We start from the raw sequence: 26381 nt of genomic DNA, 5'->3' as shown, positions 1-26381 counted from the left end.
CTCAGGCCGGGGCGGTCCGCGGGAAGTCGAACAGCTCGAACAACCGGGTGTCGAGGAACGAGGTGATCCGCGCGATCCGGCCGTCGGCCAGTTCGAGGGCCTGGATCGCGAACGGCACCAGTTCACCGTCGGCGCCGACGGGCTTGTAGTGGACGAAGGCGGGGGAGCCGTTCATCGTCACCGGGACGAGCCGGGACCCCCGGCACTGGTGGCCGGGCCCGACCATCCAGGCGGCGATGTCGTCGGCGCCTTCCAGCCACAGGTCGAACGGCGGCATGTTCTGCGTGACGTCGGCGGCCAGCAGCTTCACGAAGGCGTCGATGTCGTACGCCTCGAAGGCGCGCACGTACTCGTCCAGCAGTGCGCGGTGGCTGTCGTCCAGCGGTTGCGTCCGGTCGACGTCGGGGCGGTCGGCCAGCGTCGCGCGCGCCCGCTGCAGGGCGCTGTTGACCGAGGCCGTGGTCGTCTCGAGCAGCTTCGCGACCTCCTCGGCCTTCCAGCGCAGCACGTCGCGCAGGATGAGCACGGCCCGCTGGCGCGGCGGCAGGTGCTGCAGGGCGGCCACGAACGCCAGCCGGATCGACTCCCGGGCCACGGCGATGTCGGCCGGGTCGCCGGCGTCGGGCAGGACCCGTTCGTCGACCATGGGTTCCAGCCAGGTGTCCTCGGGGTGGCTCTTGGCCAGCGAGGCCTCCACCGGTTCCCACGCCGAGGCCGACAGGTCCATCGGCCGGGCCCGCTTCTTGCGGTTCTCGATCATCGTCAGGCAGACGTTCGTCGCGATCCGGTACAGCCAGGACCGCAGGCCCGAGCGGCCCTCGAAACCGTCGATGCTCTTCCAGGCGCGCACCATCGTGTCCTGGACGGCGTCCTCGGCGTCGAAGGCGGAGCCGAGCATCCGGTAGCAGTAGCCGGTCAGCTCGGCGCGGTGGGCGGCGAGGCGGGGTTCGAGTTCCTCGGCCGACAGCGTCGTCGGGGTGGTGGCGGTCTCGGAGGTCGTCACGCGCACAGCACAGCACAGACCCCCGACACAGCGGGAGCCCCCGACTGGTTGGATCGGTCGTCGTGTCCGCCTCCGAGGTTCCGCTGCTGCTCCTGGCCGGGGTTCTGGCCGGCCTCGTCGGCAGCACGGCCGGTCTGGCCTCGCTGGTGTCCTACCCGGCCCTGCTGCTGACGGGGTTGCCGCCGCTGGCGGCCAACGTCACGAACACCGTGGCCCTGCTGGGCGTCACGGTCGGCACCGCGGTGGGTTCACGGCCCGAACTGACCGGCCAGGGAGCGCGGATGCGCCGGCTCGTGCCGCTGGCCGCCGCGGGCGGGGCGCTCGGGTGCGTGCTGCTGCTGGCCCTGCCGCCGGGTGCCTTCGAGGTCGTCGTCCCGTTCCTGGTGGCCGGAGCCTCGGTGACGTTGCTGCTGCAGCCGCGGATCAAGCGGTTGCGGCCGGGCCGCTCGGCGAGCAACCCGCTGGTGCTCGCGGCGATCTTCCTCGTCGGGATCTACGGCGGGTACTTCGGCGCGGCCGCCGGGGTGCTCATGCTCGCGTTGTGCGAGGTGCTGCACCGCCAGTCGCTGGCGCACAACAACGCGTTGAAGAACATGCTCACCGGGGCGGCGAACACCGTCGCGGCCGTCGGGTTCGCCGTCTTCGGACCCGTCGACTGGTGGGCGGCCGTGCTCCTCGGCGCCGGCTGCGTGGCCGGCGGGCGGATCGGGCCGGTGATCGTGCGGCGGCTGGACCCGCGGGTGCTGCGGATCGTCATCGCCGTCGCGGGGTTCGGCCTCGCGGTCCGGCTCTTCCTCAGCCGCTGAGGGGCCGTTCCTGCACGGCACGAAGACCGACCCGAGGGGCCTGCCGGGACCTCAGCGGCGCCCGGCCCGCACGGCGTCGCCCGCACCCCGCGGCAGGAACAACGTCTCGACCAGGCTCGCCAGGCCGACGGCCGCCATCGCGACCAGCGCGACGCGGTAGCCGAAGGCGGCGTCCTGGCCGGGGACGAGAGCGACCGCCGAGCGGACCAGCAGGGCGGCGACGGCGACGCCCAGACCGGTCGCCAGTTGGGCGGTGATGGAGGCGACCGCGTTCGCGGGGCCGATCCCGGCGGGCGGGACGTCGGCGAACTGCAACGTGTTGTACGCGGTGAAACCGACCGAGCGGGCCGCGCCGGAGACGACGAACAGGGCCGCGACGAGCGCCGACGGGGTGTCCGGCGTCAGCGTCGCCGCGGCCACGAACGTCGCGGCGAGCACGACGGTCGAGACCACGACGATCGGCACCAGCCGCACCCGGCGCATGAGCGGGGTCGTCACGGGTTTGATCCCCAGGTTCCCGGCGAAGACGGCCATGAGCATGGCCCCGGCCTGCACCGGGCTCCAGCCGAAACCGTCCTGCAGCAGCAGGGGCAGCAGGAACGGCGCGGCGCTGACGACGGCGCGGTAGACCGAGCCGGCCGAGTTCGAGACCCGGAACGTCGCGATCCGCAGCGTGCCCAGGTCCAGCACCGGGTGCGCGGCCCGGCGGACCCACCGGACCGCCACGGTCCCCACGAGCACGGCCGCCACCAGCAGCACCGAACCGGTGACCGCCCTCGCGGGGTCGGCGACGAACTCCAGGCCGAGCACGAGTGCGGTGACGGTGACGATCATCAGCACCAGGCCGACGACGTCCAGCGGCCGGCGCACGGCCGCCACCGGCGGCACGATCCGCCACGCCGCCAGCGCCAGCACCACGCCGATCGGCACGTTGCCCCAGAAGATCCACGGCCAGCCCGCGTGCTCGGTCAGCAGCCCGCCGAGCAGGGGAGCGATGACGGGGGCGACCAGCGCGGGCCACGTCAGGTAGGCGATGGCCCGCACGAGGTCGGCCTTGGCCGTGCCGCGCAGGACGACCAGGCGGCCGACCGGGACGAGCATGCTGCCGGCGATGCCCTGCAGCACGCGCGCGCAGGTCAGGGTGGCCACCGAGTCCGAGGCCGCGCACCACGCCGAGGCGAGCGTGAAGACGACGACGGAGGACAGGAAGACCGCGCGGGCGCCGAGCCGGTCGGCCAGCCAGGACCCGAACGGGATGAACGCCGCGACCGCGACGAGGTAGGCCGTGACGGCCAGCCCGAGGTCGGCCGCCGCCACGCCGTAGTCCGCCGCGATCGAGGGGGTGGCCGTGATCAGGATGGTCGCGTCGAGGTTCTCCATGAAGAACGCCAGGGCGACCACGAGCGCCAGGGGACGGGACCAGCCCTCGGCGGACCCGGTCGGGGCGGTGGTGGGCGCGGTCGACACCGTGGAAGCCTACGGCTGGACCGGTCCACCCCCGGGCGGCGTGGTAGTCAGTGACCCGTGCGCATCGTCCTGTCCCAGTTGAACAGCGGGACCGACCCCGCCCGGAACCTGAAGACCGCGCAGGTCGAGATCGAGGCCGCCGCGCAGGCCGGCGCCCGGCTGCTGGTGCTGCCCGAGGCGTTCTCGTGCCGGTTCGGTGTGCCGCTGGGTCCCGTGGCCGAACCCGTCGACGGCCCGTTCGCCACCGAGCTGGGCCGACTGGCCGAGGAGGCCGGGCTGACCGTCGTCGCCGGTGCGTTCTCGCCGGGGGGAGGCGGGCGCGTGCGCAACACCCTGCTCGCCCGCGGTGCCGGCGTGCACGAGCACTACGACAAGATCCACCTCTACGACGCGTTCGGGTTCGCCGAGTCCGACACCGTCGAGCCCGGAACCCGCCCGGTCGTCCTGGACGTCGACGGCGTCGGGGTGGGGTTGGCGACGTGCTACGACGTCCGGTTCCCCGGGCTGTTCCAGACCCTGGCCGACGCCGGCGCGCAGGTCGTCGTGGTCGCCGCGTCCTGGGGGGCGGGGGTGGGCAAGGTCGAGCAGTGGGACCTGCTGACGCGTGCCCGCGCGCTGGACTCGACCAGCTTCGTGCTCGCCTGCGGGCAGGCCGCGCCGCCCGGGGAGACCGGTCCGGCGCCCACGGGCGTCGGCCACAGCCGGGTCGTCAGCCCGCTCGGGGAGGTCGTCGCCGGGCTCGGGGCCGAACCCGGCCGGCTCGTGGTGGACCTGGACCTGCAGGAGGTCACCCGGGCCCGCGCGAGCCTGCCGGTCCTGCTCAACCGGAGGTTCTGAGCGACCGGACACCACCACCACCACCACCGCCGTCCAGTCCGGGGCGAGGTCGCGCAGCCGCGCCGGCGGGGCGCGCTCGCCCCTCGGTCGCCGCACACCGCGAGACCGCGCGACGAACGGCTGATGACCGCCGGCCCGCGACCGCGCCACGATCACGACGTGGATCCTCGCGAAACCCGCTCTCCCGTCCTCCCGCGGTGGGCGAGGACGTCCCTGGCCGTGGGTGTCGTCCTCGTCGTGCTCGGCGTGGCCTTCCACGGCGTCGCGGCCGCGTACCGGCCGTCCGGTCCGGACGGTGGGGACACCTGGGCGGTGCTCCTGAACCACGCGGGACTGCGGTGGGGTGCCTACGGTGCCGTCGCGGCCGGCGTCTGGCTGACCGTGCGCGGGTGGAACGCCCGTCGCGGCTGAGGGCGGGCCTCAGTCCAGTCCCCGCATCCCCTCCGGCAGCGGTTCGGCGTGCAGGACGTGCAGTTCCTGGGTGGCGCGGGTCAGCGCGACGTACAGGTCGTTGGCCCCGCGGGGCCGGCGCAGCACGGCCGCGGGCTCGACCAGCACCACGACGTCGAACTCCAGCCCCTTGGCGCGGTGGACGTCGAGGACCGACACCTCGGCGTCCAGGTCGTCGGGGGAGGCCGCCACCGATCCAGCCGGCAGCACCGCGGTCACCGCGGCCCGCAGCGCGTCGGACCCCGTCGGCCCGGTCTCCTCGGCGGTCAGGACCGCGATCCGGCCCTCGTCGAGCGCCGCGAAGCGTTCGGCCACGTACTCCACCACCGAGCTCGCGTCGCCCAGCGGCACCGCCACCGGGTCGTGCTCGCCCTCGCGCACGGGCGTCGGCGGGTTCGCCGCGATGCCCGCGGCGCGCAGCACGTCGGCGGCGACCCGTGCGATGCGCGCCGGCGTGCGGTAGTTGACGGTCAGTTCCTCCAGCCGCCAGCGGTCGTCGACCACCGGTTTCAGCGCCTGCGACCAGCTGCGCGCCCCGGCCGGGTTGGAGGTCTGCGCGACGTCGCCCACGAGCGTCATCGACCGCGAGGGGCAGCGCCGTTCGACCAGCCGCCACGCCATCGCGGACAGTTCCTGCGCCTCGTCGACGACGACGTGCCCGTACGCCCAGGTCCGGTCCGCCGCGGCGCGTTCGGCGACGGTCCCGGTCGGCCCGCCGGTCGCGAACCGGTCGGCGAGCAGTTCCGGGCTGACCAGCGGGTTGCCCACCCCGGAGGCCTCGAAGTCCTCCAGGACCTTGCGCGCGTAGGCGATCTGCTCCTCGCGGTCGGCGTCACGGCGGGCCTGGGTCGCGGACTCCTCCAGCGGGCCGAGGAGTTCGGCCAGTTCGTCCAGCAGCGGCACGTCCGCCTCGGACCAGGCGCTCGCGTCCTCGCGGAAGAGCGCCTCCCGGTCGCGCTCGGAGAACTGCGGCGCGACCCGTTCCAGCGCGGCGGGGTTGCGGTACAGCCCGGCGAGCACCTTCTCCGGCGTCAACGGCATCCAGCACAGGTTGACCTCGCGGCGCACGTCGACGTTCTCGCGCAGCTCGGCGACGAGGTCGTCCCGTTCCTCGCCCAGGTCCACCCCGCGGGCACGGGCCAGGGAGTTGACCAGGGAGTTCAGCACCTCGCGCACGAACGTCACCCGGGCGACGTTGTGCGGTTTGCGGCTGCGCCGCGCGCGGGTGCGGGCCGAGGCGATGGCCTCGGGACGGATCTGCACGCGCGTGCCGTCGAGGTCGAACCGCAGGGGCTGGACGGGGACGCGCTGACGGGCGGCGACGGCGGCCTCGAGCACGTCGACCATCCGCAGCGACCCCTTGACGCGGGCCGCGACGGGGGAGTCCTCGCCCCTGGCCACGACCCCGGGGTACATCTCGCCCAGCGTCATCGTCACCACACCGGTCTCACCCAGGGCGGGCAGCACCTGCTCGACGTAGCGCAGGAACACCGGGCTGGGGCCCAGGAGCAGCACACCGCTGCGGGCCAGCCGGTCGCGGTGGGTGTAGAGCAGGTACGCCGTGCGGTGCAGCGCGACGGCCGTCTTGCCCGTCCCGGGCCCGCCCTGGACGACGAGCACCCCGCGTTCGGAGGCGCGGATCACCCGGTCCTGCTCGGCCTGGATCGTGGCGACGATGTCACCCATGCGCCCGGTGCGCGGGGCCGTGACGGCCGCCAGCAGCGCCGCGTCACCGGTCGTGCGCTCGCCGTCGGCCGCGACGAGGACCTCGTCGTCGATCCCGGTCACGTGCCGGCCCGCGGTCAGCAGGTGCCGGCGCCGGACGACGTCGCGGGGCGCGGCGGCCGTGGCCTGGTAGAAGTCCTGCGCCGCCGGTGCCCGCCAGTCGACCAGCACCTGGTTGCCCCGCTCGTCGGCCAGCCCGAGCCGCCCGACGTACCGGCGGGGGTCCTGGGTGCCCTCGCGCAGGTCCAGCCGCCCGAAGCACAGCCGGTTCTCCACCGACCACAGCTGGGAGAGCCGGTCCTCGTAGAGGGTGGCGAAGGCGTCGCGCTCGAAGCGGTTCTGGTGGGTGCCGGTGGCGATCGTGCGGCGGACCTCGGCCAGCTGGCGCGCCGTCTGGTCCCGCAGGGCGTCCAGCCGGGCGTAGAGCGTGCCGACGTAGGCGTCCTCGCGGGCGACCTCCGCGGTCGTCCGTGCGTTCGCCTCGGACTCGGTCGACTGGCTCACTCGGGCGGCTCCTCGTGCGGGTGCTCGTCGTGCGTGCCACCGAAACGGCACCGCAGAAGCCTAGACGTGGTGTCCTGGGCACGGACGGGGGGACCCGTTCGTTGGTCCATCGTCACCACCGCTGTGCGAAGGTCGCAGCGCACCACCCGCTCCGCAGTGTCTCTCCACGGGTCCACCACCCGGGCACCGCGAAGGCCCCCACGCCGGGGGCCTCCCCCTTGCCTGTGAGGAGATCCGTGTCGACCCTGTCCACCCCTGCCCGCCCTCGGGCCAGGACCACCCCGTACGCCGCGCTGACGGCCCAGGTGCAGGAGGCCGGGCTCATGCACCGGCGCACCGGGCACTACTGGGGGCGCATCGCCGCCACGACCGCCGCGTTCGCGGCCGTCCTGGCCGGCGCGTACCTGCTGCGCGACTCCTGGCTCGTGCTGCTGACGGCCGCCCCGCTGGCGCTCGTCCTGACTCAGTACGCCTTCCTCGGCCACGACGGCGCGCACCGGCAGATCTTCGCCACGCACCGCGGCAACGAGTGGGCCGCCCGCATCTTCGCGGCGCTGCTGACCGGGCTCAGCTACGGCTGGTGGATGGGCAAGCACAACAAGCACCACCAGGCGCCCAACAAGCGCGGCACCGACACCGACATCGAGTCCGACGTCGTCTCCTTCCACCCCGAGGCCGCGGCGGGCCGGCGCGGACTGCTGCGCTGGGCGACGGCCAGGCAGGGCTGGTGGTTCTTCCCGCTGCTGCTGCTCGCGGGCCTGAACCTGCACGCGGACTCGGTGCGGACCATGGTGCTGGGCCGCTCCGGCAAGCGGCGCTGGGTCGACACCGCCCTCATCGTCGTGCACTGGGCCGTCTACGCGGCCGCGCTGGTGCTGGTGCTGGGGCCGGGACGGGGAGCAGCCTTCTTCGGCGTCCACATGGCCGCCTTCGGGCTGGCCATGGGCGGTGCCTTCGCGCCCAACCACGTCGGGATGCCCATCGTCGAGCGCGAGGCGAAGGTCGACTTCATCCGCCGTCAGGTGCTGACCTCGCGCAACATCAGCGGCGGCTGGTTCGTCGACCTGGTCATGGGCGGGCTCAACCACCAGGTCGAGCACCACCTCTTCCCCAGCATGCCGCGGCCCAACCTGCGCGCGGCCCGTCCCTTCGTGCAGCGCTTCTGCGCCGAGCAGGGCATCGCCTACACCGAGACGTCCCTGCCGCGGGCCTTCGCGGACATCGCCGGGTACCTCAACGAGGTGGGGATGGCGGCGCGCGACCCGTTCCGCTGTCCGCTGGTCTCGACGTTGCGCAGCACCTGATCTCCAGGCGTGCTACGTTGTACTCAGTCGCAGTTTCTCGACAGGCTCGCAGCGCCCCGGGGAATCACCGAGGGCCAAGTACGCTCACCAGTCAGGTCAGCACCCTCGGCGGCGAGTCCCATTCACGTGGGGCGAACGACCCGAGGAGGCCTCATGGCTCAGGGAACTGTCAAGTGGTTCAACGGTGAGAAGGGCTTCGGCTTCATCGCCCCCACCGACGGTGGACCGGACGTCTTCGTCCACTACTCCGCGATCTCCGGCAACGGGTACCGCAACCTCGAGGAGAACGACACCGTCGAGTTCGAGGTGACCCAGGGCGCCAAGGGCCCCCAGGCCTCGAACGTCGTGCGTCTCTGATCGAGATCCACTGAACGACCCCCGTCCCCTCGTGGGACGGGGGTCGTTCTGCGTTCAGCGCCGTTCCAGCACCCCGCGGACGTAGGCCGCCTGCGCGACGTGCTCGAGGTCGTCGTCGGCCACGCTCACCAGCCGGACGCCCAGCGTCACCGGCGGGTCCCAGTCCTCGTCGACCACGCGGTCGAGGTCGTCGTCGGTCAGGCCCTGCAGGTACGCGACCGTCCGGGCGTGGACGGCGTCGTGGTACCCGGTCAGCAGGCCGGCCGACGCCCGCACCTGCCCCACCTGCTCGGAGCTGAAGCCGTAACCCGTCTCCGCCTCGTCGAACGGCAGCCCGAACCGCGACGCCCAGCCCTCGGCGGTCCAGGTCTGCTCGTGGCCGGCGACCTCGCTGACGTGGTCGTCCTGCACCCGGGTCAGGTGCCACACCAGCCAGGCGATGCTGTTGGCCGACTCGTCCAGCCGCGCCGACAGGGCCGACTCGTCCAGGCCGTCGACGGCCGCGTGCACGGCGTCGGGAAGGCGTCCGTAGAGGTCGAGCAGGATGTCCTTGGCGTCCACGGGTCATGCCTAGCCGCCACCCACCCGTGACGCATCCCGGGGTCCCTGGTCCCGGACGGGGCAGGAGGTCTGCTCCGGACGGGCGACACCGCGAAACGCGCGGCGGCGGGCAGCGATGAACCGTGCGTGACGCAACGCGAAGCCCTCGACCACTGGTGGTCCTCCCTGGACGCCGCCGGGCGGCGCGGCGTCCTGGAGGTCGAACCCGGCGACTTCCTCAGCGAGGCCCTCGCCCTGGACCTGCAGCTGTACGGCGTGCACGTCCCCGACGTCGCGGTGGCCTTCGACGTCGGCGGCGACGTCCGGCGCATCGTGGTGCACGTCCAGCCGCGCGAGCTGACGACCTTCCTCGACGGCCTGCGCCTGGTGGGCTGAGTCCGGCCGACCGCTCAACCGGCCTCACGGGGGTCGAAGGCGCAGAACTCGTTGCCCTCCGGATCGGCCAGCACGTCCCACTTGCGCCCCTCCCCGCGCGGCAGCACCACCGTCGCGCCGGCGGCCAGGAGCTCGTCGCGGTCGCCGACGACGTCGACGTGCATCCGGTTCTTCACCGTCTTGGGTTCGGGCACCGGATTGATCCACAGCGCCGGGCCCGCCCCGGTCGGGTCCTCCAGGAGCACCGGCCACGCCGGATCGCGTGGCCCGTCGGCGAACTCGTGGCGCACGTAGCCCAGCGTCCGGCACCACCAGTCGGCCTGCGCCTGGTGGTCGGCGGCGTCGAGGCAGAGGTCCTTGAACCGGGCGGGTGCCATGCCCGCAGAGGCTACTGCTGCGACAGTGGCACCGTGCGCCGGTTGCTCGTCCCGTCCGCGTCGTTGTGGTGGGGCCTGCAGGAGTCCTTCCTCAATCCCGCCCTCGCGTTCCTGCTCGTGGGGTTGTTCGACGCCACCGCCGGGGAGGTGGGAGCGGTGCTGGCGGCCTACAACGCCAGCGGGTTCGTCGCCGCTCTCGTCGTGCCCGCGTGGGCCGACCGGCGCGGGGACTACGTGCTGCCGATGGCCGCCAGCGGCGTGCTGACGCTGACGCTCGCCGGCGTGCTGGCGCTCGTGACGTCGCTGCCGCCGGCCGTCGTGGCCCTCGTCCTGCTGGGCGGCCCGGCCGGCGTCGGGCCGGCACTGCTGTTCGCCCACCTCAAGCACGCCGGCGCCGGGCCCGAGCGGATCGTGCGGACCCGGGCCGTGTTCTCGGCGGCCTACGTCGGTGGGCCACCGGTGGCGACGCTGCTGCTCGGGCACGGCGTGCACTGGCTGCTCGCCGCGGTCGCGGTGGTCGCCGTGCTCAACGTGGCCACCACCGTGCAGCTGCGCACCGGCGTCCCGGCCGGGGTGCCCGAGCCGGCCGCCGCGCAACGGGTCCCGCGCCGCGGCACGGCGCTCGTGTCGGTGGCCTTCGTCGCCACCGCGGCCGCCAACAGCGCCGCGGTCTCGGTCATGAGCCTGTTCGTGACGCAGCGGCTCGGGCTGGACGTCGTGTGGGCGGGGATCGTCCTGGGCGTCTCGGCGGGGCTGGAGATCCCCGCACTGCTGGTGGTCGGACGGCTCACCCGGCGGTTCGGCGACCTCGCCCTCGTGGCCTCCGGGTGCGTGGCCGGAACCGTCTACTACGCCGGGGTCGTGCTGGTGGACGGGCCGGCCGGTCTGCTGGCGCTGCAGGTGCTCAACGCGTGGTTCTTCGCCGTCACGATCGGCGTCGGGATGACGTTGTTCCAGCGCATCGTCCCGCGCCCCGGGCTGGCGGTCGGCATCTTCAGCAACGTCCGCCGGGTGGGTCAGGTCCTCGCCGGCCCGGTCGTCGCGCTGGGGTCGGCCACGGCGCTGGGGTACGGCGCGGTGTACGCGGCCGGCTCGGTGCTGACGGTCGTGGCCCTCGCCGCCGTCGTGGTGTCCGGCCGCGTCGTCCCCGAGCTGTCGGCGCGCTGAGGGGGCTCGGTCGCGGCGGGCGAGCGGTCCCGGGCACGATCGGCCCGTGCCGGACGCGCTCTTCGCCCACCCGCGGCTCGCAGCCCTCTACGACGCCTTCAACGACGCCGACGACGGGTCCCGTCCCGACCTGGAGCCCTACGTGGCGCGGGCCGGCGAGCTCGGCGCCTCCCGCGTCCTCGACGTCGGCTGCGGCACCGGTCGCCTCGTCGCGCTGCTGGTCGCCGCGGGGTTCGACGTGGTCGGCGCCGACCCGGCCGCGGCGAGCCTGCGGATCGCCCGGCAGCGTCCCGGGACGGCCGGGGTCCGCTGGCTGGAGCTCGGGGCCGACGGGCTGCCCGCCCTCGAGGCGGACCTGGCCGTGATGACCGGCAACGTCGCCCAGGTCTTCACGACCGACGAGGCGTGGGACGCGGCGCTGCGCGGGGTCGCCCGCGCGCTGCGGCCCGGCGGGGCGGTCGTCTTCGAGACCCGCAGGCCGGACGCGCAGGCCTGGCGGCGGTGGGAGGAACCCGTCGAGGAGGTGCGCGACGTCCCGGGGGCCGGGCGGGTCGAGCACCGGTTCGAACTGACCGGCGTCGCCCTGCCGCTGGTGTCGTTCCGCGACACGTTCACCTTCGCCGACGGCGAGCGGCTCACGTCCACCTCGACCCTGCGGTTCCGCGACCTGCCCGAACTCCGGGACTCGCTGGAGCGTGCGGGGTTCTCGGTCGCCGACGTCCGCCAGGCGCCGGACCGGCCGGGGCTGGAGTTCGTCGTGACCGCGGCGCGCCTCAGCTGAGGGCCGGCACGTCGTCGGCCATCGCCGGCAGGACGACGTCGCCGTAGGCGCGCAGCGTCTGCTCCTTGGCGTCGTGCTGCAGGTACAGCGCGAACTGGTCCACCCCGAGCGCCTGCAGTTCCCGCAGCCGCACCAGGTGCTCGGACGCGCTGCCCAGCAGGCAGAACCGGTCGACGATCTCGTCGGGCACGAACTGCGCGTGGGTGTTCCCGGCGCGGCCGTGCTCGTTGTAGTCGTACCCCTGGCGGCCCTCGACGTAGTCGGTCAACGCGGCCGGCACCTCGCCGGTGGACCCGTAGCGTTCGACGAGGTCGGCGACGTGGTTGCCCACCATCCCGCCGAACCACCGGCACTGCTCCCGCTGGTGCGCCAGCGACTGCGGGGAGTCCCCGCCCACGTAGGCCGGGGCGGCCACGCAGACCTTCACCGACAGCGGATCCCGCCCGGCCTGCGCGGCGGCCTCCCGCACGCTGCGGATCGTCCACGCCGCGACGTCGGGGTCGGCCAGCTGCAGGATGAAACCGTCGGCGACCTCCCCGGCCAGCCGCAACGCCTTCGGCCCGTAGGCGGCGACCCACACCTGCGTCCGGTACCCGGGGCCGGGATCGCTCGCCCAGGGCAGGCGGATCGTGCGGCCGCGGTGCTCGACGGGACGGCCGTTGGCCAGTTCGCGGATGACGTGCACGGACTCGCGCAACGCCGCCAGCGTGGTCGGTCTGCCCGACAGGGTGCGCACGGCCGAGTCGCCGCGGCCGATCCCGCAGATCGTGCGCGGGCCGAACATCTCGTTGAGCGTGGCGAACGTGGAGGCGGTGACCGACCACTCCCGCGTCGCGGGGTTGGTCACCATGGGCCCCACGACGACCTTGCGGGTGGCGGCCAGGACCGCCGCGTGCACGACGTACGGCTCCTCCCACAGCACGTGCGAGTCGAACGTCCAGACGTGGCTGAACCCGTACGTCTCGGCCACTCGCGCCAGCTCCACGACGCGTGCGGCGGGGGGAGTGGTCTGCAGGACGACGCCGAAGTCCACGGAGGTCCTCCCCTCAGCGCAGGTACTGGGACAGGCCGCGGCGGACGAACTGCCCGTGGCCGGGTGTTCCGCTCCAGGTGCCGCGGTCGAGGAGCACGCGCCCGCGGGAGAGGACCGTGCGCACCCCGCCGGTCAGCTCGAGACCCTCGTAGGCGGAGTAGTCGATGTTCATGTGGTGCGTCTGCGCCGAGATCCGGGTGGTGGCGGCGGGGTCGTAGACCACCACGTCGGCGTCGGACCCGGGGGCGAGGACCCCCTTGCGCGGGTACATGCCGAACATCCGGGCCGGCGTGGTCGAGCACGTCTCGACCCAGCGCTGCAACGACAGGTGCCCGTCGACGACGCCCTGGTGCACCAGGTCCATCCGGTGCTCCACCCCGCCCATGCCGTTGGGGATCTTGGAGAAGTCCCCGACGCCGAGCTGCTTCTGGTCCTTGAAGCAGAACGGGCAGTGGTCGGTGGAGACCACGGCCAGGTCGTCGGTGCGCAGGCCCTGCCACAGGTCCGCGGCGTGCGGTTCGTGCCTGGAGCGCAGCGGTGTGGAGCAGGCGTACTTCGCCCCCTCGAAACTCCCCGGACCGCCCGCGCCGAGGTGGTCCTCCAGCGTCAGGTACAGGTACTGCGGGCAGGTCTCGGCGAACACGTTCGCGCCGGTGGTGCGTTCGGCGGCGATGCGTTCCAGGGCCTGCGAGGCCGACACGTGCACGACGTACAGCGGGGTTCCGCCGGCGACCTTCGCCAGCGCGACGGCCCGGTTGACGGCCTCGGCCTCCAGCTCGGCCGGGCGGGTCAGGCCGTGGAAGACCGGATCGGTGTTGCCCGCCGCCAGCGCCTGCTGGACCAGGACGTCGATGGCGATGCCGTTCTCGGCGTGCACCATCACCGTCGCCCCGTTGCCGGCCGCGCGCTGCATGGCGCGCAGGATCTGCCCGTCGTCGGAGTAGAACACCCCGGGGTAGGCCATGAACAACTTGAAGCTGGTGACGCCCTCGTGGGCGACCAGGGAGTCCATCGCCTTGAGCGAGTCCTCGGTGACGTCGCCGAGGATCACGTGGAAGCCGTAGTCGACCGCGCAGTTCCCGGCGGCCTTGGCGTGCCAGGTCTCCAGGGCCTGCTCGACGACCTCCCCGCTGCGCTGCACGACGAAGTCGACGACCGTCGTGGTGCCGCCCCAGGCGGCGGCGCGGGTTCCCGTCTCGAACGTGTCGGAGGCCTCGGTGCCGCCGAACGGCATCTCGAAGTGCGTGTGCACGTCCACCCCGCCGGGCAGGACGTAGCAGCCGGTGGCGTCGATGCGCTCGTCGACGGCGAACTCGTCCCCGACGCCGGGCGCCAGCAGGGCGGCGACCCGTTCGCCCTCCAGCAGCACGTCGGTCGGGGTGGCGCCGGTGGCCGAGACGAGCGTTCCGCCGTGGACGATCGTCCTGGTCCCCGCGCGGCTCACGGCTGGACCAGGGAGCCGTAGGTGTCCGGACGGCGGTCGCGGTAGAACTGCCAGTCGGTGCGGGCCCTGCGGACGAGGTCGAGGTCGAGGTCGCGCACGAGCAGTTCGGGACCCTCGCTGCCGGCCTTGTCGCCGACGAAGTTGCCCATCGGGTCCACGACGTAGCTGGTCCCGTAGAACGGCACGGCGTCCTCGCCGAACTCGCCGGTCTCGGCGCCGACCCGGTTGGGCACCGCGACGAAGTACCCGTTGGCGGCGGCGGCCGTGGGCTGCTCCAGCTCCCACAACCGGTTCGACAGGCTCGGTTTGGAGGCGTTGGGGTTGAAGACGACCTGGGCACCGGCCAGACCGAGGGCACGCCAGCCCTCGGGGAAGTGCCGGTCGTAGCAGATGTAGACGCCGATGCGGCCGACGGAGGTGTCGAACACGGGGTAGCCGAGGTTGCCGGGGCGGAAGTAGAACTTCTCCCAGAACCGGTCCAGGTGCGGCAGGTGGTTCTTGCGGTACTTGCCCAGGTAGCTGCCGTCGGAGTCGACGACGGCCGCGGTGTTGTAGAGGACGCCGGGTTGCTCCTCCTCGTACACCGGCAGGACCATCACGAGACCGAGGTCGGCGGCCAGGGCGCGGAAGCGCTCGACCGTGGGCCCGGGGACGGACTCGGCGTAGTCGTAGTACCGGCTGTCCTGGGTGATCCCGAAGTAGGGGCCGTAGAACAGTTCCTGGAAGCACACGACGCCGGCGCCGGCGTCGGCGGCCTGCCGGGCGTAGTCCTCGTGCGCCTCGATCATGCTCTCCTTGTCGCCGGTCCAGGCGGCCTGGACGAGAGCGACGCGCAGCGTGGTCACGGTGGCACTCCTCTCCTCGTGGATCGGGTGCCCGGAGCATTCCGCGACGGGGCGGTGTCCCACAAGGGTGGGGAGGCGACGATCTGCGGACCCGGCCGCCGACCTCGCCCACCTGAGCGAGGAGGCGGCGCGCCGCCGCGGCTCAGCCGGCGCGGGCGGTCAGGAACGTGCCGATCCGGCCCACGGCGTTCTCGAGGTCCTCCACCCGGGGCAGCGTCACGATCCGGAAGTGGTCGGGCCGGGGCCAGTTGAAGCCCGTCCCCTGCACCACCAGGACGTGCTGGTCCTCCAGCAGGTCGACGATGAGCTGGTAGTCGTCGCTGACGCGGTGCACCTCGGGGTCCAGCCGGGGGAAGCAGTACAGCGCGCCGCGGGGCTTGACGCAGCTGACCCCGGGGATCGCGTTGAGCAGTTCCCACGTCCGGTGCGACTGCTCGGCCAGCCGGCCGCCGGGCAGCACCAGGTCGTTGATCGACTGGTGACCGGACAGCGCGGCCTGGACGACGTGCTGAGCCGGGACGTTGGCGCACAACCGCATGTTGGCCAGCAGGTCCAGACCCTCGACGAAACCCGTCGCGTGCGCCTTGGGGCCCGACAGGTACATCCACCCCGACCGGAAACCCGCCACGCGGTAGGCCTTGGACAACCCGTTGAAGGTGATGCACAGCAGGTCCGGGGCCAGCGACGCCGTCGAGACGTGGACGGCGTCGTCGTACAGGATCTTGTCGTAGATCTCGTCGGACAGGACGAGCAGGCCGTGCTCGCGGGCGATCTCGAGCATCCCCTCGAGGACCTCACGGCCGTACACCGCGCCGGTGGGGTTGTTCGGGTTGATGACGACCATCGCCTTGGTGCGCGGCGAGACCTGCGCGCGCAGGTGCTCCAGGTCCGGTTCCCAGCCGGCCGACTCCTCGCACAGGTAGTGCACGGCGCGGCCACCGGCCAGGCTCACGGCCGCGGTCCACAACGGGTAGTCCGGCGCCGGGACGAGCACCTCGTCGCCGTCGTTCAGCAGGGCCTGCATGGCCATGACGATGAGTTCGCTGACGCCGTTGCCCATGTAGACGTCCGCGACGTCGACGTCGGGAACCCCCTTGAGCTGGCTGGACTGCACGACGGCCCGCCGGGCCGAGGGGATGCCCTTGCTGTCGCTGTAGCCCTGCGCCACCGGCAGGTTGGCGATCATGTCCTGCAGGAGCTCGTCGGGGGCCTCGAAGCCGAACGGGGCGGGGTTGCCGATGTTGAGCTTGAGGATGCGGTGGCCGGCGTCCTCGAGCTGCTGGGCCCGCCGCAACGCGGGTCCTCGCACGTCGTAGAGGACGTTGGCGAGTTTGTCCGACTGCTCGAGGTTCATCGTCCGGCCTGTCCTGGTGGTGTCGTCGCTGCTCAGCTGGCCTCCTCAGCTTGGCACGCGTGCGCGGCGGAACGAGGGAAGGGGGCGGCTCGGTGGCGGCTCGTCGTGTCGGGCGGTAGCGCTACCGCTCCCGCCCGTCGGGCAGCAGGTGCGCCATGAGCAGCTTCACCAGGTAGGCGACGGCGAACCACGCCAGACCGGCCGGCACGCCGCCGGCCCCGAGCAGCACCGCCAGGGCGAGCGCGGTGCAACCGTACGCCAGGGGCCGTCGCAGGTCGGCGCCGCACGCGGCGACGAGCAGCGCACCCCCGACCGCGCAGGCGTGCAGCGCGGCCGCGGTCACCCACGGCAGGTCGGTCACGGCCGCCAGCACGTAGGGGTGCACGTGTCCCAGCGCGAACAGCACGCGGTCGCGGTCCCGGGTGCCCGGCCGGTGCCACCAGCGCCGGGCGGCCCCGGTGGCGTTGGCCACCACACCACCGAACAGGTCCAGGCCGAGCAGGGCCGTCAGCGCCACCAGCCACCACGTCCACCCGTGCTGCCCGCGGGACAGGACGACCGCGACGACCGCGCCGGCGGCCGCCGCACCGGCCGTCAGCAGCTCCTCCGCGCGCGAGGCGCCCGGGCCCACGAGCAGGGCGCGCAGCGGGGGACGGGCCACGGCCTCGACCCTCGCAGCGGTGGGCCTCCGGCCGCAACGTGCTTGCCCCGCCCCGCCGCGCGGGACAGGGTGATCACGTGCGCAAGCTCACCTACTACGTCGGCGTCAGCCTCGACGGCTTCATCGCCGGCCCCGGCGGGGAGATCGACTTCTACCCGGTCAGCGACGACCACGTCGCCTCCATGGTCGAGCAGTACCCCGAGGTGCTGCCCACCCACCTCCGCCGGGCCCTGGGGGTCGACGACCGGCCCAACCGGCGGTTCGACACGGTCGTGATGGGGTGGGACACCTACCGACCCGCGCTGGAGCTGGGCATCGGCAGCCCGTACGCCCACCTGCGCCAGGTCGTGGCCTCCCGCACGAGGAGCCCCGACGACCCGGCCGTGGAGCACACGACGGACGCGCTGGCCACGGTCCGCGACCTCAAGGGTGAGCAGGGGGCGGACGTCTGGCTGGCCGGTGGCGGCGGGCTCGCGCGCTCGCTGGTCGACGAGATCGACGAACTCGTCGTCAAGGTCTACCCCGTCCTGGCCGGCGCGGGGATCGGCGTCCTCGGCGGGGAGTTCTCGCCGCGGGCGTTCCGGCTGACCGACTCGCGCACCTTCGACAGCGGGGCGGTGGTCCTGTCCTACGCGCGCGAACGCTGATCCCGGCGGCCGGGGCGCTGGGCGTCGTCGTGGTCGTGGGCGTGGAGCTCGTCCACCGCGTGGCCGCCTCCGCAGGGTTCCCCGGCTCCCGGCGCGGGGAGCCGGACGTGGTCCTCGTCCTGGGGAACCCCTCGCGGCGCAACGGGTCGCTGCACCCGGTGCAACGCTGGCGCACGGAGATCGCCGCCCGCACGTCGTCGACCGCGGTCCTGGTCTTCTCCGGGTACGCCCGGGGGCGCGGGCCGAGCGAGGCGGCCGTGATGGCGGCGTACGCGCACGACGCCCTCGGCGTGGCAGCGCAGCGCATCCGCCGCGAGGAGTCGGCCCGCTCGACGTGGGAGAACGTCGCCCTCAGCCTCGCCGACCTCGACGGCGCGCAGCGCATCGCCATCGCCTCCAGCCCGCTGCACGCGCTGCGGGCCCGGCGGTACCTGGCGCGGCAGCGTCCGGACCTGGCCGCGCGGCTGGTGCCGGCCGCCGACTACCGCGCGGGGGAGCGGTGGGGGTGGAAGGCCGCGTCGCTGCTGTACGACGTGGCGCGGTCGCTGCGGCTGCGCGTGTGAGGTCTTCGCGCCTCCCGTCCTCCCTGCCGGGCCGGCTCGACGCAGACATCGGATGTCCCGGCGCCTGCGGGGACTTGACCCGGACGTCCGACCACAGTCAGGGTCGAGACGTCCGAGGTCTGCGCGGTGCTTCGTGCCGTCCCAGGCGCAGCCGCGGTGGCACGGACGTCACCACACGTGAGGAGGAGCAGTGAAGCTCATGCGCATCGGACCGGCCGGGTCCGAGCGGGTCGTCGCCCTCGTGGACGGGAACCGTCACGTCGACCTGTCCGGCGTGCTCGACCCCACGACCGCGTGGACCTTCGAGGACCTGGACCGGGCCCGGGCCGCGCTCGAGGGGGCGCCCGTCGTGGAGGTGGGGGAGGAGCGGGTGGGCAGCCCGGTCCCCCGCCCCGGGGCCGTCGTGTGCATCGGGCTGAACTACCGCGACCACGCCGCCGAGACCGGCGCCGCCGTGCCCACCGAGCCGGTCCTCTTCCTCAAGATGCCCTCGACCGTCGTGGGCCCCTACGACGACGTCCTCGTCCCGCGCGGCAGCACCAGGACCGACTACGAGGTCGAGCTCGGCGTCGTCCTGGGCCGGCGGGCCCGGTACCTGGGGTCGGCGCAGGAGGGCCTGGCCGCCGTCGCCGGGTACGTCGTCTCGCACGACGTGTCCGAACGCGAGTTCCAGCTCGAGCGCGGTGGGACGTGGGACAAGGGCAAGAACTGCGAGACGTTCAACCCGCTCGGCCCGTGGTTCGTCACGGCCGACGAGGTCGGTGACCCGAGCGCGCTGGGGTTGCGCTGCTGGGTGGACGGGGAGCTGCGGCAGGACGGCACCACCGAGGACATGGTCTTCGGCGTCGGTGAGCTCGTGCACTACCTCAGCCGGTTCATGGTTCTCGAGGCCGGCGACGTCATCAACACCGGAACGCCCGCCGGGGTGGCGCTGGGGCAGCCCGACCCCAAGCCGTACCTGCGTGCCGGGCAGGTCGTGGAGTGCGAGATCGACGGGCTGGGCCGGATGCGGCAGCGGATGGGAGCCGCGTGAAGGGGTTGCGGGTCCTGGTGACCGGTGGCGCCTCGGGCATCGGGGCCGCCACCGCCGCGCGGTTCGCGCAGGAGGGTGCGGCGGTGGTGGTCCTGGACCGCGACAGCCTCGACGGGGCGGCCGACGAGGTGCACCGCGTGGAGGCGGACCTGTCCGACGACGCCTCCGTGCGCGGCGCCGTCGCCGGGGCCGTCGACCACCTCGGCGGGCTCGACGTCCTGGTGAACAACGCGGGCATCGGCGCGACGGGGACCGTGGCGGACAACGACGACGACGAGTGGCACCGCGTGTTCGACGTCAACGTGCTCGGCATCGTCCGCACGACGCGGGCCGCGCTGCCGCACCTGCGGGAGTCCGACCAGGCGGCGATCGTCAACACGTGCTCCATCGCCGGCTGGACCGGGATCCCGCAGCGGGCGCTGTACTCGGCGACGAAGGGGGCCGTGCAGGCCCTGACCCTGGCGATGGCCGCCGACCACCTCGCCGACGGGATCCGGGTGAACTGCATGAACCCCGGCACCGCGGACACCCCCTGGGTCCAGCGGCTGCTCGACGCCAGCGCTGACCCCGCGGCCGAACGGGCTGCGCTGCAGGCGCGTCAACCCTCCGGCCGGCTGGTCACGGCCGAGGAGGTCGCCCACGCGATCGTGCACCTGGCCGATCCGCGCTCCTCGGGGACGACCGGGGTCGCCCTCGCCGTCGACGGGGGCATGCACTCGCTGCGCGTCCCGGCTCGGAAGGACTGAGATGCTCGAACTGCCACCGTGGGGCCTGGGCGCGGCCGCCCTGGGGAACCTCTACACGGCCGTCGACGACGCCACCGCCCGCGCGACGGTCGACGCCTGCTGGGACGCCGGGATCCGCTACGTCGACACGGCCCCGCACTACGGCCTGGGCTTGAGCGAGGAACGGGTCGGGGCCGCGCTGCGCGACCGGCCGCGGGACCAGTTCGTGCTGCAGACCAAGGTGGGGCGGTTGCTGCGACCCGTCTCCGGGGCCGGGCGCGACGACACCGGGGGTTTCGACGTCCCCGCGACCCGCGAACGCGTCTGGGACTTCTCCGCCGCCGGGGTGCGGCGATCCCTCGAGGACAGCCTGGAGCGGCTGGGTCTGGACCGCGTCGACGTCGCCCTCGTCCACGACCCCGACGACCACGCCGACCAGGCGCGGGCAGGTGCCCTGCCGGAACTCCTGCGGTTGCGCGAGGAGGGCGTGGTGCGTGCCGTCGGCGTCGGGATGAACCAGACCGCGCTGCCGACCCGGTTCGTCGAGGAGTTCGACCTCGACGTCGTGCTGATCGCCGGCCGGTACCACCTGCTCGACGCCTGCGCCGCCGACGACCTCCTCCCCGCGGCACGGCGGACGGGAACCGCCGTCGTGCTCGGCGGGGTGTTCGCCTCCGGGATGCTGGCCCACGAGGAACCACCCGCGGACGCCACCTACGCCTACGCCCCGGCGCCGGCGGAACTGCTGGACCGGGCCCGGCGGATCGCCGTCGTGGCCCGCGAGCACGGCACGACCCTGCCGGTGCTGGCCGTCCGGGCCGCCGCCGCGCACCCCGCCGTCGCCTCGCTCGTCCTGGGCATGCGCTCCCCGGCCGAGGTCCGGCGCAACGCGGAACTGTTCGCGACGCCGGTGCCGGACGAGGCGTGGGAGGCGTTGCGGCGACAGGGGTTGCTGCCGCGCGGGATGGTGCTCCCGCCGGAGGTCCCCGCGTGATCGTCGACGCCCACCACCACCTGTGGGACCCCGCGCGGCGGGAGTACCCGTGGATGGGGGACGCGCTGCGCAGGCCGTTCGGTCTGGAGGACCTGCGCACCGTCACCTCACCGGCCGGCATCGACCGGACGGTGCTCGTCCAGACCGTCTCCGACCTCGGCGAGACCCAGGAGTTCCTGGACACCGCGGCCGCGTCGGCGGGGCTGATCGCGGGCGTCGTGGGCTGGGTCGACCACACCCGCGACGTTCCCGGGCAGGTGGCGGGTCTGCGTCACGCCGAGCTGCTGCGCGGGATCCGGCACCAGGTCGAGGACGAGCCGGACCCGGACTGGCTCACACGCGCCGAGGTCGTCGCCGGGGTCAGGTCGGCGGGCGGGCTGGTCGTCGACCTGCTCGTCCGCACCGATCAGCTGCCGGCGGCGGTGGCCCTCGTCGACGCGGTGCCGGAGAGGTCCTTCGTCCTCGACCACGGTGCCAAGCCCCCGCTCGGCAGGGACGACTTCGGGTGGTGGCGGGAGGGTGTCGCGGAACTGGCCGCCCGGCCGAACGTCGTCTGCAAGCTCTCCGGACTGTTCACCCTGGGGCACGGTGAACTGCTGCCCACCGCCGTCGAGCACCTCCTCGCGGTGTTCGGGCCCGGCCGGTTGCTCTTCGGGACCGACTGGCCCGTCAGCACCCTGGCCCTGGACCACCCGACCGTCGTGGAGCGCACCCGGGCGTTCCTCGACGACCTGACCGACGACGAACGCACCGCCGTCCTGTCCGGGAACGCCGTGCGCACCTACCGGCTCTGACGAGAGGACACACCCGTGACCACCGACGCCCGGCAGCGACCGGAGCTGTACCGCAGGTTCGAGCGTGAGGTTCCGCAGTGGTACCGCGACGTCAAGTTCGGCATCTTCGTGCACTGGGGTGCCTACTCCGTCCCCGCCTGGGCCGAACCCGTCGGCGAGCTCGGCACCATCGAGCGGCACGAGTGGATGAAGCACAACCCGTACGCCGAGTGGTACGCCAACACCATCCGCATCGACGGCAGCCCGGCCCAGGAGCACCACCGGGAGGTGCACGGCGGTGCGCCGTACGACGACTTCCTCGACCGGTGGACCGCCTCGGCGTTCGACCCGGCGGCCCTCGTCGCGCTGTTCCGGCGCGCCGGCGCGGGTTACCTCGTGCCGACCACCAAGCACCACGACGGCATCGCCCTCTGGGACGCGCCGGGAACCGGGACCCGCAACACCGTGCACCGCGGCCCGAAGCGCGACCTCGTCGCGGCCTTCGCCGAGGCCGCCCGCGCGGCCGGCATGAAGTTCGGCACGTACTACTCCGGCGGGCTGGACTGGAACTTCAGCGAGCTGCCGCCCCACCTCGGCGACGAGCTCGGCGAGGAACGCCCCGTCGACGCGGCGTACAACGAGTACGCCTCCGCCCACGTCGCCGACCTCATCGAGCGGTACCGGCCCGACGTGCTGTGGGGCGACATCGAGTGGCCGGACGCCGGCAAGCCCGACGGGCCGAGGAGCTTCGCGCGGTTGCTCGAGCAGTACTACGCCGCTGTCCCCGACGGGGTCGTCAACGACCGGTTCGGGGCGACGCACTGGGACTTCCGCACCAGCGAGTACCAGGCGGGCAGGGAGCACGAGACCGGAGGTGCGTGGGAGAACTGCCGCGGCATCGGGTTCTCGTTCGGCTACAACCAGGTCGAGGACGCCTCCCACCACCTCGACGGTCCCGGTGCCGTGCGGCACCTGCTGGACGTCGTCTCGCGCGGCGGCAACCTCCTGCTCAACGTCGGCCCCGACGAGGCCGGCCGCATCCCGGACCTGCAGCGCCGCTGCCTGGAGGGGATCGGGGACTGGATGGAGCTGAACTCCTCGGCCGTGCACGGTACGACCCCGCTGGAGGGGGCGACTGCCTCGGACGACCCGTGGGTCCGCTCCACCCGCACCGGCTCCATCGCCCACGTCGCGGTCGAGGCCAGTGGTCCGGTCACCCTCGACCTGCCGGCCGTCGACACCTCGTCGGCGCGGCTGCCCGACGGAACCCCCGTCGAGGCGCGCGAGGAGGGCGGTCGCGTCGTCGTCGACGTCCCCGCCCCCAAGGTGCCCGGCCCGGTCGTCGTCGACCTGGACCTGCGCGCGTGAGCGTGGGTGCGGACGACGCGGAGCTGGCCCGCGTCCGGGAGGTCGCGACGGCGGGGCCGTACCAGCCCACGTGGGAGTCGCTGCAGCGCTACACCGCGCCCCGCTGGTACGCCGACGCCAAGTTCGGGATCTTCGTGCACTGGGGCGTCTACTCGGTGCCGGCGTTCGGCAACGAGTGGTACGCGCGGAACATGTACCTGCAAGGGACACCGGAGTTCGAGCACCACCGGTCGACGTACGGGCCGCACACGGAGTTCGGCTACAAGGACTTCGTCGACCGGTTCGAGGCGCCGCAGTTCGACCCGACCGCGTGGGCCGCGACGTTCCGGCGGGCCGGGGCGCAGTTCGTCGTCCCGGTCGCCGAGCACCACGACGGGTTCGCGATGTACGACACCGCCCGCTCGTCGTGGAACGCGCTGGCCCGCGGGCCGGAGCGGGACGTCGTCGGCGACCTCGGCGCGGCCGTCCGCTCGTCCGGGATGGTGCTCGGGGTGTCCTCGCACCGGGCCGAGCACTGGTGGTTCATGAACGGCGGGACGGAGTTCGACTCCGACGTGCGCGACCCGGCGTACGCCGACTTCTACGGCCCGGCGATGCGGGAGGAGACCGCCCCGAACGAGCAGTTCCTCGAGGACTGGCTGCTGCGGACGGTCGAGCTGGTGGACCGGTACCGCCCGCAGGTCGTCTGGTTCGACTGGTGGATCGAGCGCCCCGCCTTCGAGCCGTACCTGAAGCTGTTCGCCGCGTACTACTACAACTCCGCGGCCCGGTGGGGCCGGGAGGTGGTCATCAACTACAAGTGGCAGGCGTTCGCCGAGGGCAGCGCCGTCTACGACGTCGAGCGCGGTGCGCTGCACGGGATCCACCCGCGGGTCTGGCAGAACGACACCTCGGTGGGCCGCACGTCGTGGAGCTGGGTGCCGGACCAGCGGTACAAGAGCGTGCCCGAACTCGTCGGCGAGCTGCTCGACGTCGTCGCGAAGAACGGCGTGCTCCTGCTGAACGTCGGGCCGAAGGCCGACGGCACCCTCGCCGCCGAGGAGGTGGCGCTGCTGGAGGGCCTGGGGGACTGGCTCGCCCGCCACGGCGAGGCGGTCTACGGCACCCGGCCCTGGACGATCCCGGGTGAGGGCCCGACGCAACTGGCGGCGGGGTCCTTCGTCGACGCCGACGCGCGCGAGTACACCGGCGCCGACGTGCGGTTCACCGTCCGGGACGACCCGGGCGGCACCCACCTGTACGCCACGGTCCTCGGCCCGGCACCCGACGTCCTGCGGATCCGGTCCTGGGGTGCGGCGTCGGGGCTGCTCGGGGAGTTCGAGAACCTGCAGCTGCCGGCGTCCCCCGAGCAGGTGGTGTCCCGCCGGACGGTGGAGGCGGTGGAGGTCGACCTGCCGTCCGGGCTGCGTGGTGTCCCGGGTGTCGTCGTCCGGGTCACCCTGCGGGAGCGGGAGGTTCCCCGTCGGCCCGACGGGCTGCACTGACCGACCGCAGCCACTGCTCCACGCCCGCGACGTGGACCTGCGCCCAGGCGCGGGCCACGTCGTGCTGGCGGGCGGCCATGGCCTGCTGGATGGCGCGGTGCTCGTCCAGCGTCCGCGTCGTCGCGAACTCCTGGGTCAGCCCCCGCCACACCCGCGCGCGGTGCAGCGGACCGGAGAAGCTCTCGATGAGCGAGGCCAGCACCGAGTTCCCCGACCCGATCGCGATGCGGCGGTGGAACTCCTGGTCGTTGGCGACCATGTCCTCCACGCTGGGGTCCGGGCCCAGGTCGTCGAGGAGGGCGGCCAGCCCCGCGATGTCCGCATCGCTCATGCGTGTCGTGGCCATCGACGTCGCCGAGGGTTCCAGCAGGCGGCGCACCTCGAGGAACTCCAGCAACGAGTCGTCGCGCTGGACGTCGACCACGAACGTCATGGCGTCGAGCATGAGGCCGGGTTCCAGGCTCGACACGTACGTGCCGTCGCCCTGCCGGACGTCGAGGACGTTGATGAGCGACAGGGCGCGGACGGCTTCCCGCAGGGAGTTGCGGGACAGGCCGAGGGTCGCCGACAACTCGGCCTCGCGGGGGAGCCGGTCGCCGGGGCGCAGTTCACCGCCGAGGATCATCTGCTTGATCCGCTCGATGGCCTCGTCGGTGACGGCCACCGTCCTCAGCCCTCCGTGCGCAGTTGCTCGGCGAAGCTCCAGACGAACGGCAACCCGTCGTCGTCGCCGGAGTAGTCGTCGGGGGTGGACTGCAACGGCGTCACCCGCGCCTGCCAGGCGATGTTCGCCGGGTGGTCGTGCAGGTGCTCGCGCATGGCCCGGTAGTCCTGGACGTCGAGCCAGTGGAACACGTCACGACCGTCGCGCCAGATGCGCCAGTCGCGGACGCCGGCGTCCGCGAGGGCCTGCAGCAGGTCGGCGGGAACCTCGGCGTGCAAACGGTCGTAGGCCTCGACGGCGTCGGCGTGCAGTCGGGTGTGCAACGTCCTCTCCATGTCCCGACGGTACTCCGGAGACCTCCGACGTCTCAGGGTTGCCGGCGTTCGACCCGCCAGTCGCCGGGGTCGTCGAGGTCGGTCCCGCGGCCGGTGCCCACGAAGACGAGGCGGTCGTGCAACCGCGAGGTGCGGCCCTGCCAGAACTCGACCTCGGTGGCGCGGACGAGGAGACCGCCCCAGTGGTCGGGGGTGGGAACCTCCTCGGGCCAGCGTTCGCGCAGTTCGGCCTCGCGCCGGGCCAGGGTGGCCGCCGAGTCGACCGGGCGCGACTGCTCGCTGACCCAGGCGCCGATGCGCGAACCGTACGGCCGCGACGCGAAGTAGGCCTCGGTCTCGGCCCGCGGAACCTCCTCGGCGCGCCCGCGGACGGCGACCTGCCGGTGGGTGCCGTGCCAGGTGAACAGCAGCGACACCCGGGGGTCGTGCGCGATCCCGCGGGCCTTGCGCGAGCGCAGGTTGGTGTAGAAGACGAAACCGCGGGGATCGACGGCCTTGAGCAGCACGGTGCGCGCCGACACCCCGTCCTCGTCGACGGTGGCCACGGTCATGGCGTTCGGTTCCGGCACGCCCGCGGCCACGGCGTCGGAGTACCAGGCCTGGAACTGGGCCAGGGGGGTGGACGCCAGGTCCTGTTCGTCGAAGTGCCTGTCGCCGTAGTCGACGCGACGGCCCGCCGGATCCTCCACAGCAGCACTCTAGGACCTGGGCGTGGACGTGGGCGTGGGCGTGGATCCCGGCGGG

The 26381-nt window shown here is 73.4% G+C and carries 29 protein-coding genes; 16 read left to right on the top strand and 13 right to left on the bottom strand.

Features of this window, described 5'->3' with window-relative positions; all coding sequences use genetic code 11:
• Position 1 precedes the first annotated feature (1 nt).
• Positions 2-1003 (bottom strand): sigma-70 family RNA polymerase sigma factor, encoded by a 1002-nt coding sequence (locus ACRYR2_RS02605; RefSeq protein WP_432561260.1) that lies wholly within the window; start codon positions 1001-1003, stop codon positions 2-4.
• A gap of 62 nt (positions 1004-1065) precedes the next feature.
• Between ACRYR2_RS02605 and ACRYR2_RS02600 the strand changes: the two genes are divergently transcribed.
• Entirely contained in the window at positions 1066-1809 is a 744-nt protein-coding gene (locus ACRYR2_RS02600; RefSeq protein WP_432561259.1) for a sulfite exporter TauE/SafE family protein, read from the top strand.
• 51 nt (positions 1810-1860) lie between these two features.
• Here the strand turns inward: ACRYR2_RS02600 and ACRYR2_RS02595 are convergent, their stop codons facing one another.
• A complete protein-coding gene (locus tag ACRYR2_RS02595) occupies positions 1861-3276 on the bottom strand; it encodes an MFS transporter (RefSeq protein ID WP_432561258.1) in 1416 nt (471 codons plus the stop codon).
• Positions 3277-3333: 57 nt separating this feature from the next.
• On the opposite strand from ACRYR2_RS02595, the gene ACRYR2_RS02590 reads away from it, so the two are divergent.
• A complete protein-coding gene (locus ACRYR2_RS02590) occupies positions 3334-4113 on the top strand; it encodes a carbon-nitrogen hydrolase family protein (RefSeq protein WP_432561257.1) in 780 nt (259 codons plus the stop codon).
• Positions 4114-4272: 159 nt separating this feature from the next.
• Complete coding sequence (locus ACRYR2_RS02585; RefSeq protein WP_432561256.1) at positions 4273-4524, top strand: hypothetical protein; 252 nt, start codon at positions 4273-4275, stop codon at positions 4522-4524.
• Positions 4525-4533: 9 nt separating this feature from the next.
• On the opposite strand, the gene ACRYR2_RS02580 is transcribed toward ACRYR2_RS02585, so the two are convergent.
• Complete coding sequence (locus ACRYR2_RS02580; RefSeq protein ID WP_432561255.1) at positions 4534-6792, bottom strand: HelD family protein; 2259 nt, start codon at positions 6790-6792, stop codon at positions 4534-4536.
• Between the two features lie 236 nt (positions 6793-7028).
• Here ACRYR2_RS02580 and ACRYR2_RS02575 point away from each other — a divergent pair, with 236 nt between their 5' ends.
• Both ACRYR2_RS02575 and ACRYR2_RS02570 read left to right on the top strand, forming a co-directional pair.
• The gene (locus ACRYR2_RS02575; protein WP_432561254.1) at positions 7029-8096 is read left to right on the top strand and encodes a fatty acid desaturase family protein; all 1068 of its coding nucleotides are present in this window, start codon (positions 7029-7031) and stop codon (positions 8094-8096) included.
• A 153-nt stretch (positions 8097-8249) separates the two neighbouring features.
• A complete protein-coding gene (locus ACRYR2_RS02570) occupies positions 8250-8453 on the top strand; it encodes a cold-shock protein (RefSeq protein ID WP_432561253.1) in 204 nt (67 codons plus the stop codon).
• Positions 8454-8507: 54 nt separating this feature from the next.
• On the opposite strand, the gene ACRYR2_RS02565 is transcribed toward ACRYR2_RS02570, so the two are convergent.
• A complete protein-coding gene (locus ACRYR2_RS02565) occupies positions 8508-9014 on the bottom strand; it encodes a mycothiol transferase (protein WP_432561252.1) in 507 nt (168 codons plus the stop codon).
• A 126-nt stretch (positions 9015-9140) separates the two neighbouring features.
• Here ACRYR2_RS02565 and ACRYR2_RS02560 point away from each other — a divergent pair, with 126 nt between their 5' ends.
• A complete protein-coding gene (locus ACRYR2_RS02560; RefSeq protein WP_432561251.1) occupies positions 9141-9389 on the top strand; it encodes a hypothetical protein in 249 nt (82 codons plus the stop codon).
• Between the two features lie 14 nt (positions 9390-9403).
• On the opposite strand, the gene ACRYR2_RS02555 is transcribed toward ACRYR2_RS02560, so the two are convergent.
• A complete protein-coding gene (locus tag ACRYR2_RS02555; protein ID WP_432561250.1) occupies positions 9404-9766 on the bottom strand; it encodes a VOC family protein in 363 nt (120 codons plus the stop codon).
• Between the two features lie 33 nt (positions 9767-9799).
• On the opposite strand from ACRYR2_RS02555, the gene ACRYR2_RS02550 reads away from it, so the two are divergent.
• Together ACRYR2_RS02550 and ACRYR2_RS02545 are read left to right on the top strand one after the other, a co-directional pair.
• Positions 9800-10933 carry an MFS transporter gene (locus tag ACRYR2_RS02550; protein WP_432561249.1) on the top strand — a complete coding sequence of 378 codons (1134 nt, stop codon included), beginning with the start codon at positions 9800-9802 and terminating at the stop codon, positions 10931-10933.
• Between the two features lie 46 nt (positions 10934-10979).
• Positions 10980-11714, top strand: a complete 735-nt coding sequence (locus tag ACRYR2_RS02545) for a class I SAM-dependent methyltransferase (protein ID WP_432561248.1) — start codon at positions 10980-10982, stop codon at positions 11712-11714.
• Here the strand turns inward: ACRYR2_RS02545 and ACRYR2_RS02540 are convergent.
• The 5 genes from ACRYR2_RS02540 to ACRYR2_RS02520 form a co-directional block, all read right to left on the bottom strand.
• Positions 11707-12747 (bottom strand): TIGR03842 family LLM class F420-dependent oxidoreductase, encoded by a 1041-nt coding sequence (locus ACRYR2_RS02540; protein WP_432561247.1) that lies wholly within the window; start codon positions 12745-12747, stop codon positions 11707-11709. The genes ACRYR2_RS02545 and ACRYR2_RS02540 overlap by 8 nt on opposite strands.
• A 13-nt stretch (positions 12748-12760) precedes the next feature.
• Entirely contained in the window at positions 12761-14191 is a 1431-nt protein-coding gene (gene hydA / locus ACRYR2_RS02535) for a dihydropyrimidinase (protein ID WP_432561246.1), read from the bottom strand.
• Complete coding sequence (locus tag ACRYR2_RS02530; protein WP_432561245.1) at positions 14188-15036, bottom strand: nitrilase-related carbon-nitrogen hydrolase; 849 nt, start codon at positions 15034-15036, stop codon at positions 14188-14190. The genes hydA and ACRYR2_RS02530 overlap by 4 nt, the downstream gene beginning before the upstream one ends.
• A 142-nt stretch (positions 15037-15178) precedes the next feature.
• On the bottom strand, positions 15179-16390 hold the full coding sequence (locus tag ACRYR2_RS02525; RefSeq protein ID WP_432561244.1) for a pyridoxal phosphate-dependent aminotransferase: 1212 nt from the start codon (positions 16388-16390) through the stop codon (positions 15179-15181).
• A 121-nt stretch (positions 16391-16511) separates the two neighbouring features.
• The gene (locus ACRYR2_RS02520; RefSeq protein WP_432561243.1) at positions 16512-17051 is read right to left on the bottom strand and encodes a hypothetical protein; all 540 of its coding nucleotides are present in this window, start codon (positions 17049-17051) and stop codon (positions 16512-16514) included.
• 77 nt (positions 17052-17128) lie between these two features.
• On the opposite strand from ACRYR2_RS02520, the gene ACRYR2_RS02515 reads away from it, so the two are divergent.
• The 8 genes from ACRYR2_RS02515 to ACRYR2_RS02480 all read left to right on the top strand — a co-directional run bounded on the left by ACRYR2_RS02515 (position 17129) and on the right by ACRYR2_RS02480 (position 24638).
• Positions 17129-17698: a dihydrofolate reductase family protein gene (locus ACRYR2_RS02515; protein ID WP_432561242.1), complete on the top strand. Its 570-nt coding sequence runs from the start codon at positions 17129-17131 to the stop codon at positions 17696-17698.
• Between the two features lie 41 nt (positions 17699-17739).
• Positions 17740-18261 carry a YdcF family protein gene (locus tag ACRYR2_RS02510; RefSeq protein WP_432561241.1) on the top strand — a complete coding sequence of 174 codons (522 nt, stop codon included), beginning with the start codon at positions 17740-17742 and terminating at the stop codon, positions 18259-18261.
• Between the two features lie 190 nt (positions 18262-18451).
• Complete coding sequence (locus ACRYR2_RS02505; RefSeq protein WP_432561240.1) at positions 18452-19294, top strand: fumarylacetoacetate hydrolase family protein; 843 nt, start codon at positions 18452-18454, stop codon at positions 19292-19294.
• A complete protein-coding gene (locus ACRYR2_RS02500; RefSeq protein ID WP_432561239.1) occupies positions 19291-20040 on the top strand; it encodes an SDR family NAD(P)-dependent oxidoreductase in 750 nt (249 codons plus the stop codon). Before ACRYR2_RS02505 ends, ACRYR2_RS02500 begins: the two co-directional genes overlap by 4 nt.
• A gap of 1 nt (position 20041) precedes the next feature.
• Positions 20042-21013, top strand: a complete 972-nt coding sequence (locus tag ACRYR2_RS02495; protein WP_432561238.1) for an aldo/keto reductase — start codon at positions 20042-20044, stop codon at positions 21011-21013.
• Positions 21010-21807 carry an amidohydrolase family protein gene (locus ACRYR2_RS02490; protein WP_432561237.1) on the top strand — a complete coding sequence of 266 codons (798 nt, stop codon included), beginning with the start codon at positions 21010-21012 and terminating at the stop codon, positions 21805-21807. The genes ACRYR2_RS02495 and ACRYR2_RS02490 overlap by 4 nt, the downstream gene beginning before the upstream one ends.
• A gap of 15 nt (positions 21808-21822) precedes the next feature.
• Positions 21823-23154 carry an alpha-L-fucosidase gene (locus ACRYR2_RS02485; RefSeq protein ID WP_432561236.1) on the top strand — a complete coding sequence of 444 codons (1332 nt, stop codon included), beginning with the start codon at positions 21823-21825 and terminating at the stop codon, positions 23152-23154.
• A gap of 2 nt (positions 23155-23156) precedes the next feature.
• Complete coding sequence (locus ACRYR2_RS02480) at positions 23157-24638, top strand: alpha-L-fucosidase (RefSeq protein WP_432561374.1); 1482 nt, start codon at positions 23157-23159, stop codon at positions 24636-24638.
• On the opposite strand, the gene ACRYR2_RS02475 is transcribed toward ACRYR2_RS02480, so the two are convergent.
• The 3 genes from ACRYR2_RS02475 to pdxH are packed head-to-tail and all read right to left on the bottom strand — an operon-like array spanning position 24589 to position 26326.
• The gene (locus tag ACRYR2_RS02475; protein WP_432561235.1) at positions 24589-25302 is read right to left on the bottom strand and encodes a FadR/GntR family transcriptional regulator; all 714 of its coding nucleotides are present in this window, start codon (positions 25300-25302) and stop codon (positions 24589-24591) included. The genes ACRYR2_RS02480 and ACRYR2_RS02475 overlap by 50 nt on opposite strands.
• A 5-nt stretch (positions 25303-25307) precedes the next feature.
• The gene (locus ACRYR2_RS02470; protein ID WP_432561234.1) at positions 25308-25637 is read right to left on the bottom strand and encodes an L-rhamnose mutarotase; all 330 of its coding nucleotides are present in this window, start codon (positions 25635-25637) and stop codon (positions 25308-25310) included.
• Between the two features lie 32 nt (positions 25638-25669).
• The gene (gene pdxH / locus ACRYR2_RS02465; RefSeq protein ID WP_432561233.1) at positions 25670-26326 is read right to left on the bottom strand and encodes a pyridoxamine 5'-phosphate oxidase; all 657 of its coding nucleotides are present in this window, start codon (positions 26324-26326) and stop codon (positions 25670-25672) included.
• Positions 26327-26381 lie beyond the last annotated feature (55 nt).

Origin of the sequence: Kineococcus deserti (assembly GCF_050871945.1) — a bacterium.
In the GTDB taxonomy this organism is placed as follows: Bacteria; Actinomycetota; Actinomycetes; order Actinomycetales; family Kineococcaceae; genus Kineococcus.
The sequence above is the reverse complement of the archived record's forward strand: the minus strand, read 5'-3'. Positions and strand labels throughout refer to the sequence as shown.

Coding starts and splice junctions, on each gene's coding strand:
- ACRYR2_RS02570 (WP_432561253.1), top strand. CDS start 8,250: ATGGCTCAGGGAACTGTCAAGTGGTTCAACGGTGAGAAGGGCTTCGGC.
- ACRYR2_RS02555 (WP_432561250.1), bottom strand. CDS start 9,766: ATGGCACCCGCCCGGTTCAAGGACCTCTGCCTCGACGCCGCCGACCAC.
- ACRYR2_RS02525 (WP_432561244.1), bottom strand. CDS start 16,390: ATGAACCTCGAGCAGTCGGACAAACTCGCCAACGTCCTCTACGACGTG.
- ACRYR2_RS02495 (WP_432561238.1), top strand. CDS start 20,042: ATGCTCGAACTGCCACCGTGGGGCCTGGGCGCGGCCGCCCTGGGGAAC.
- ACRYR2_RS02470 (WP_432561234.1), bottom strand. CDS start 25,637: ATGGAGAGGACGTTGCACACCCGACTGCACGCCGACGCCGTCGAGGCC.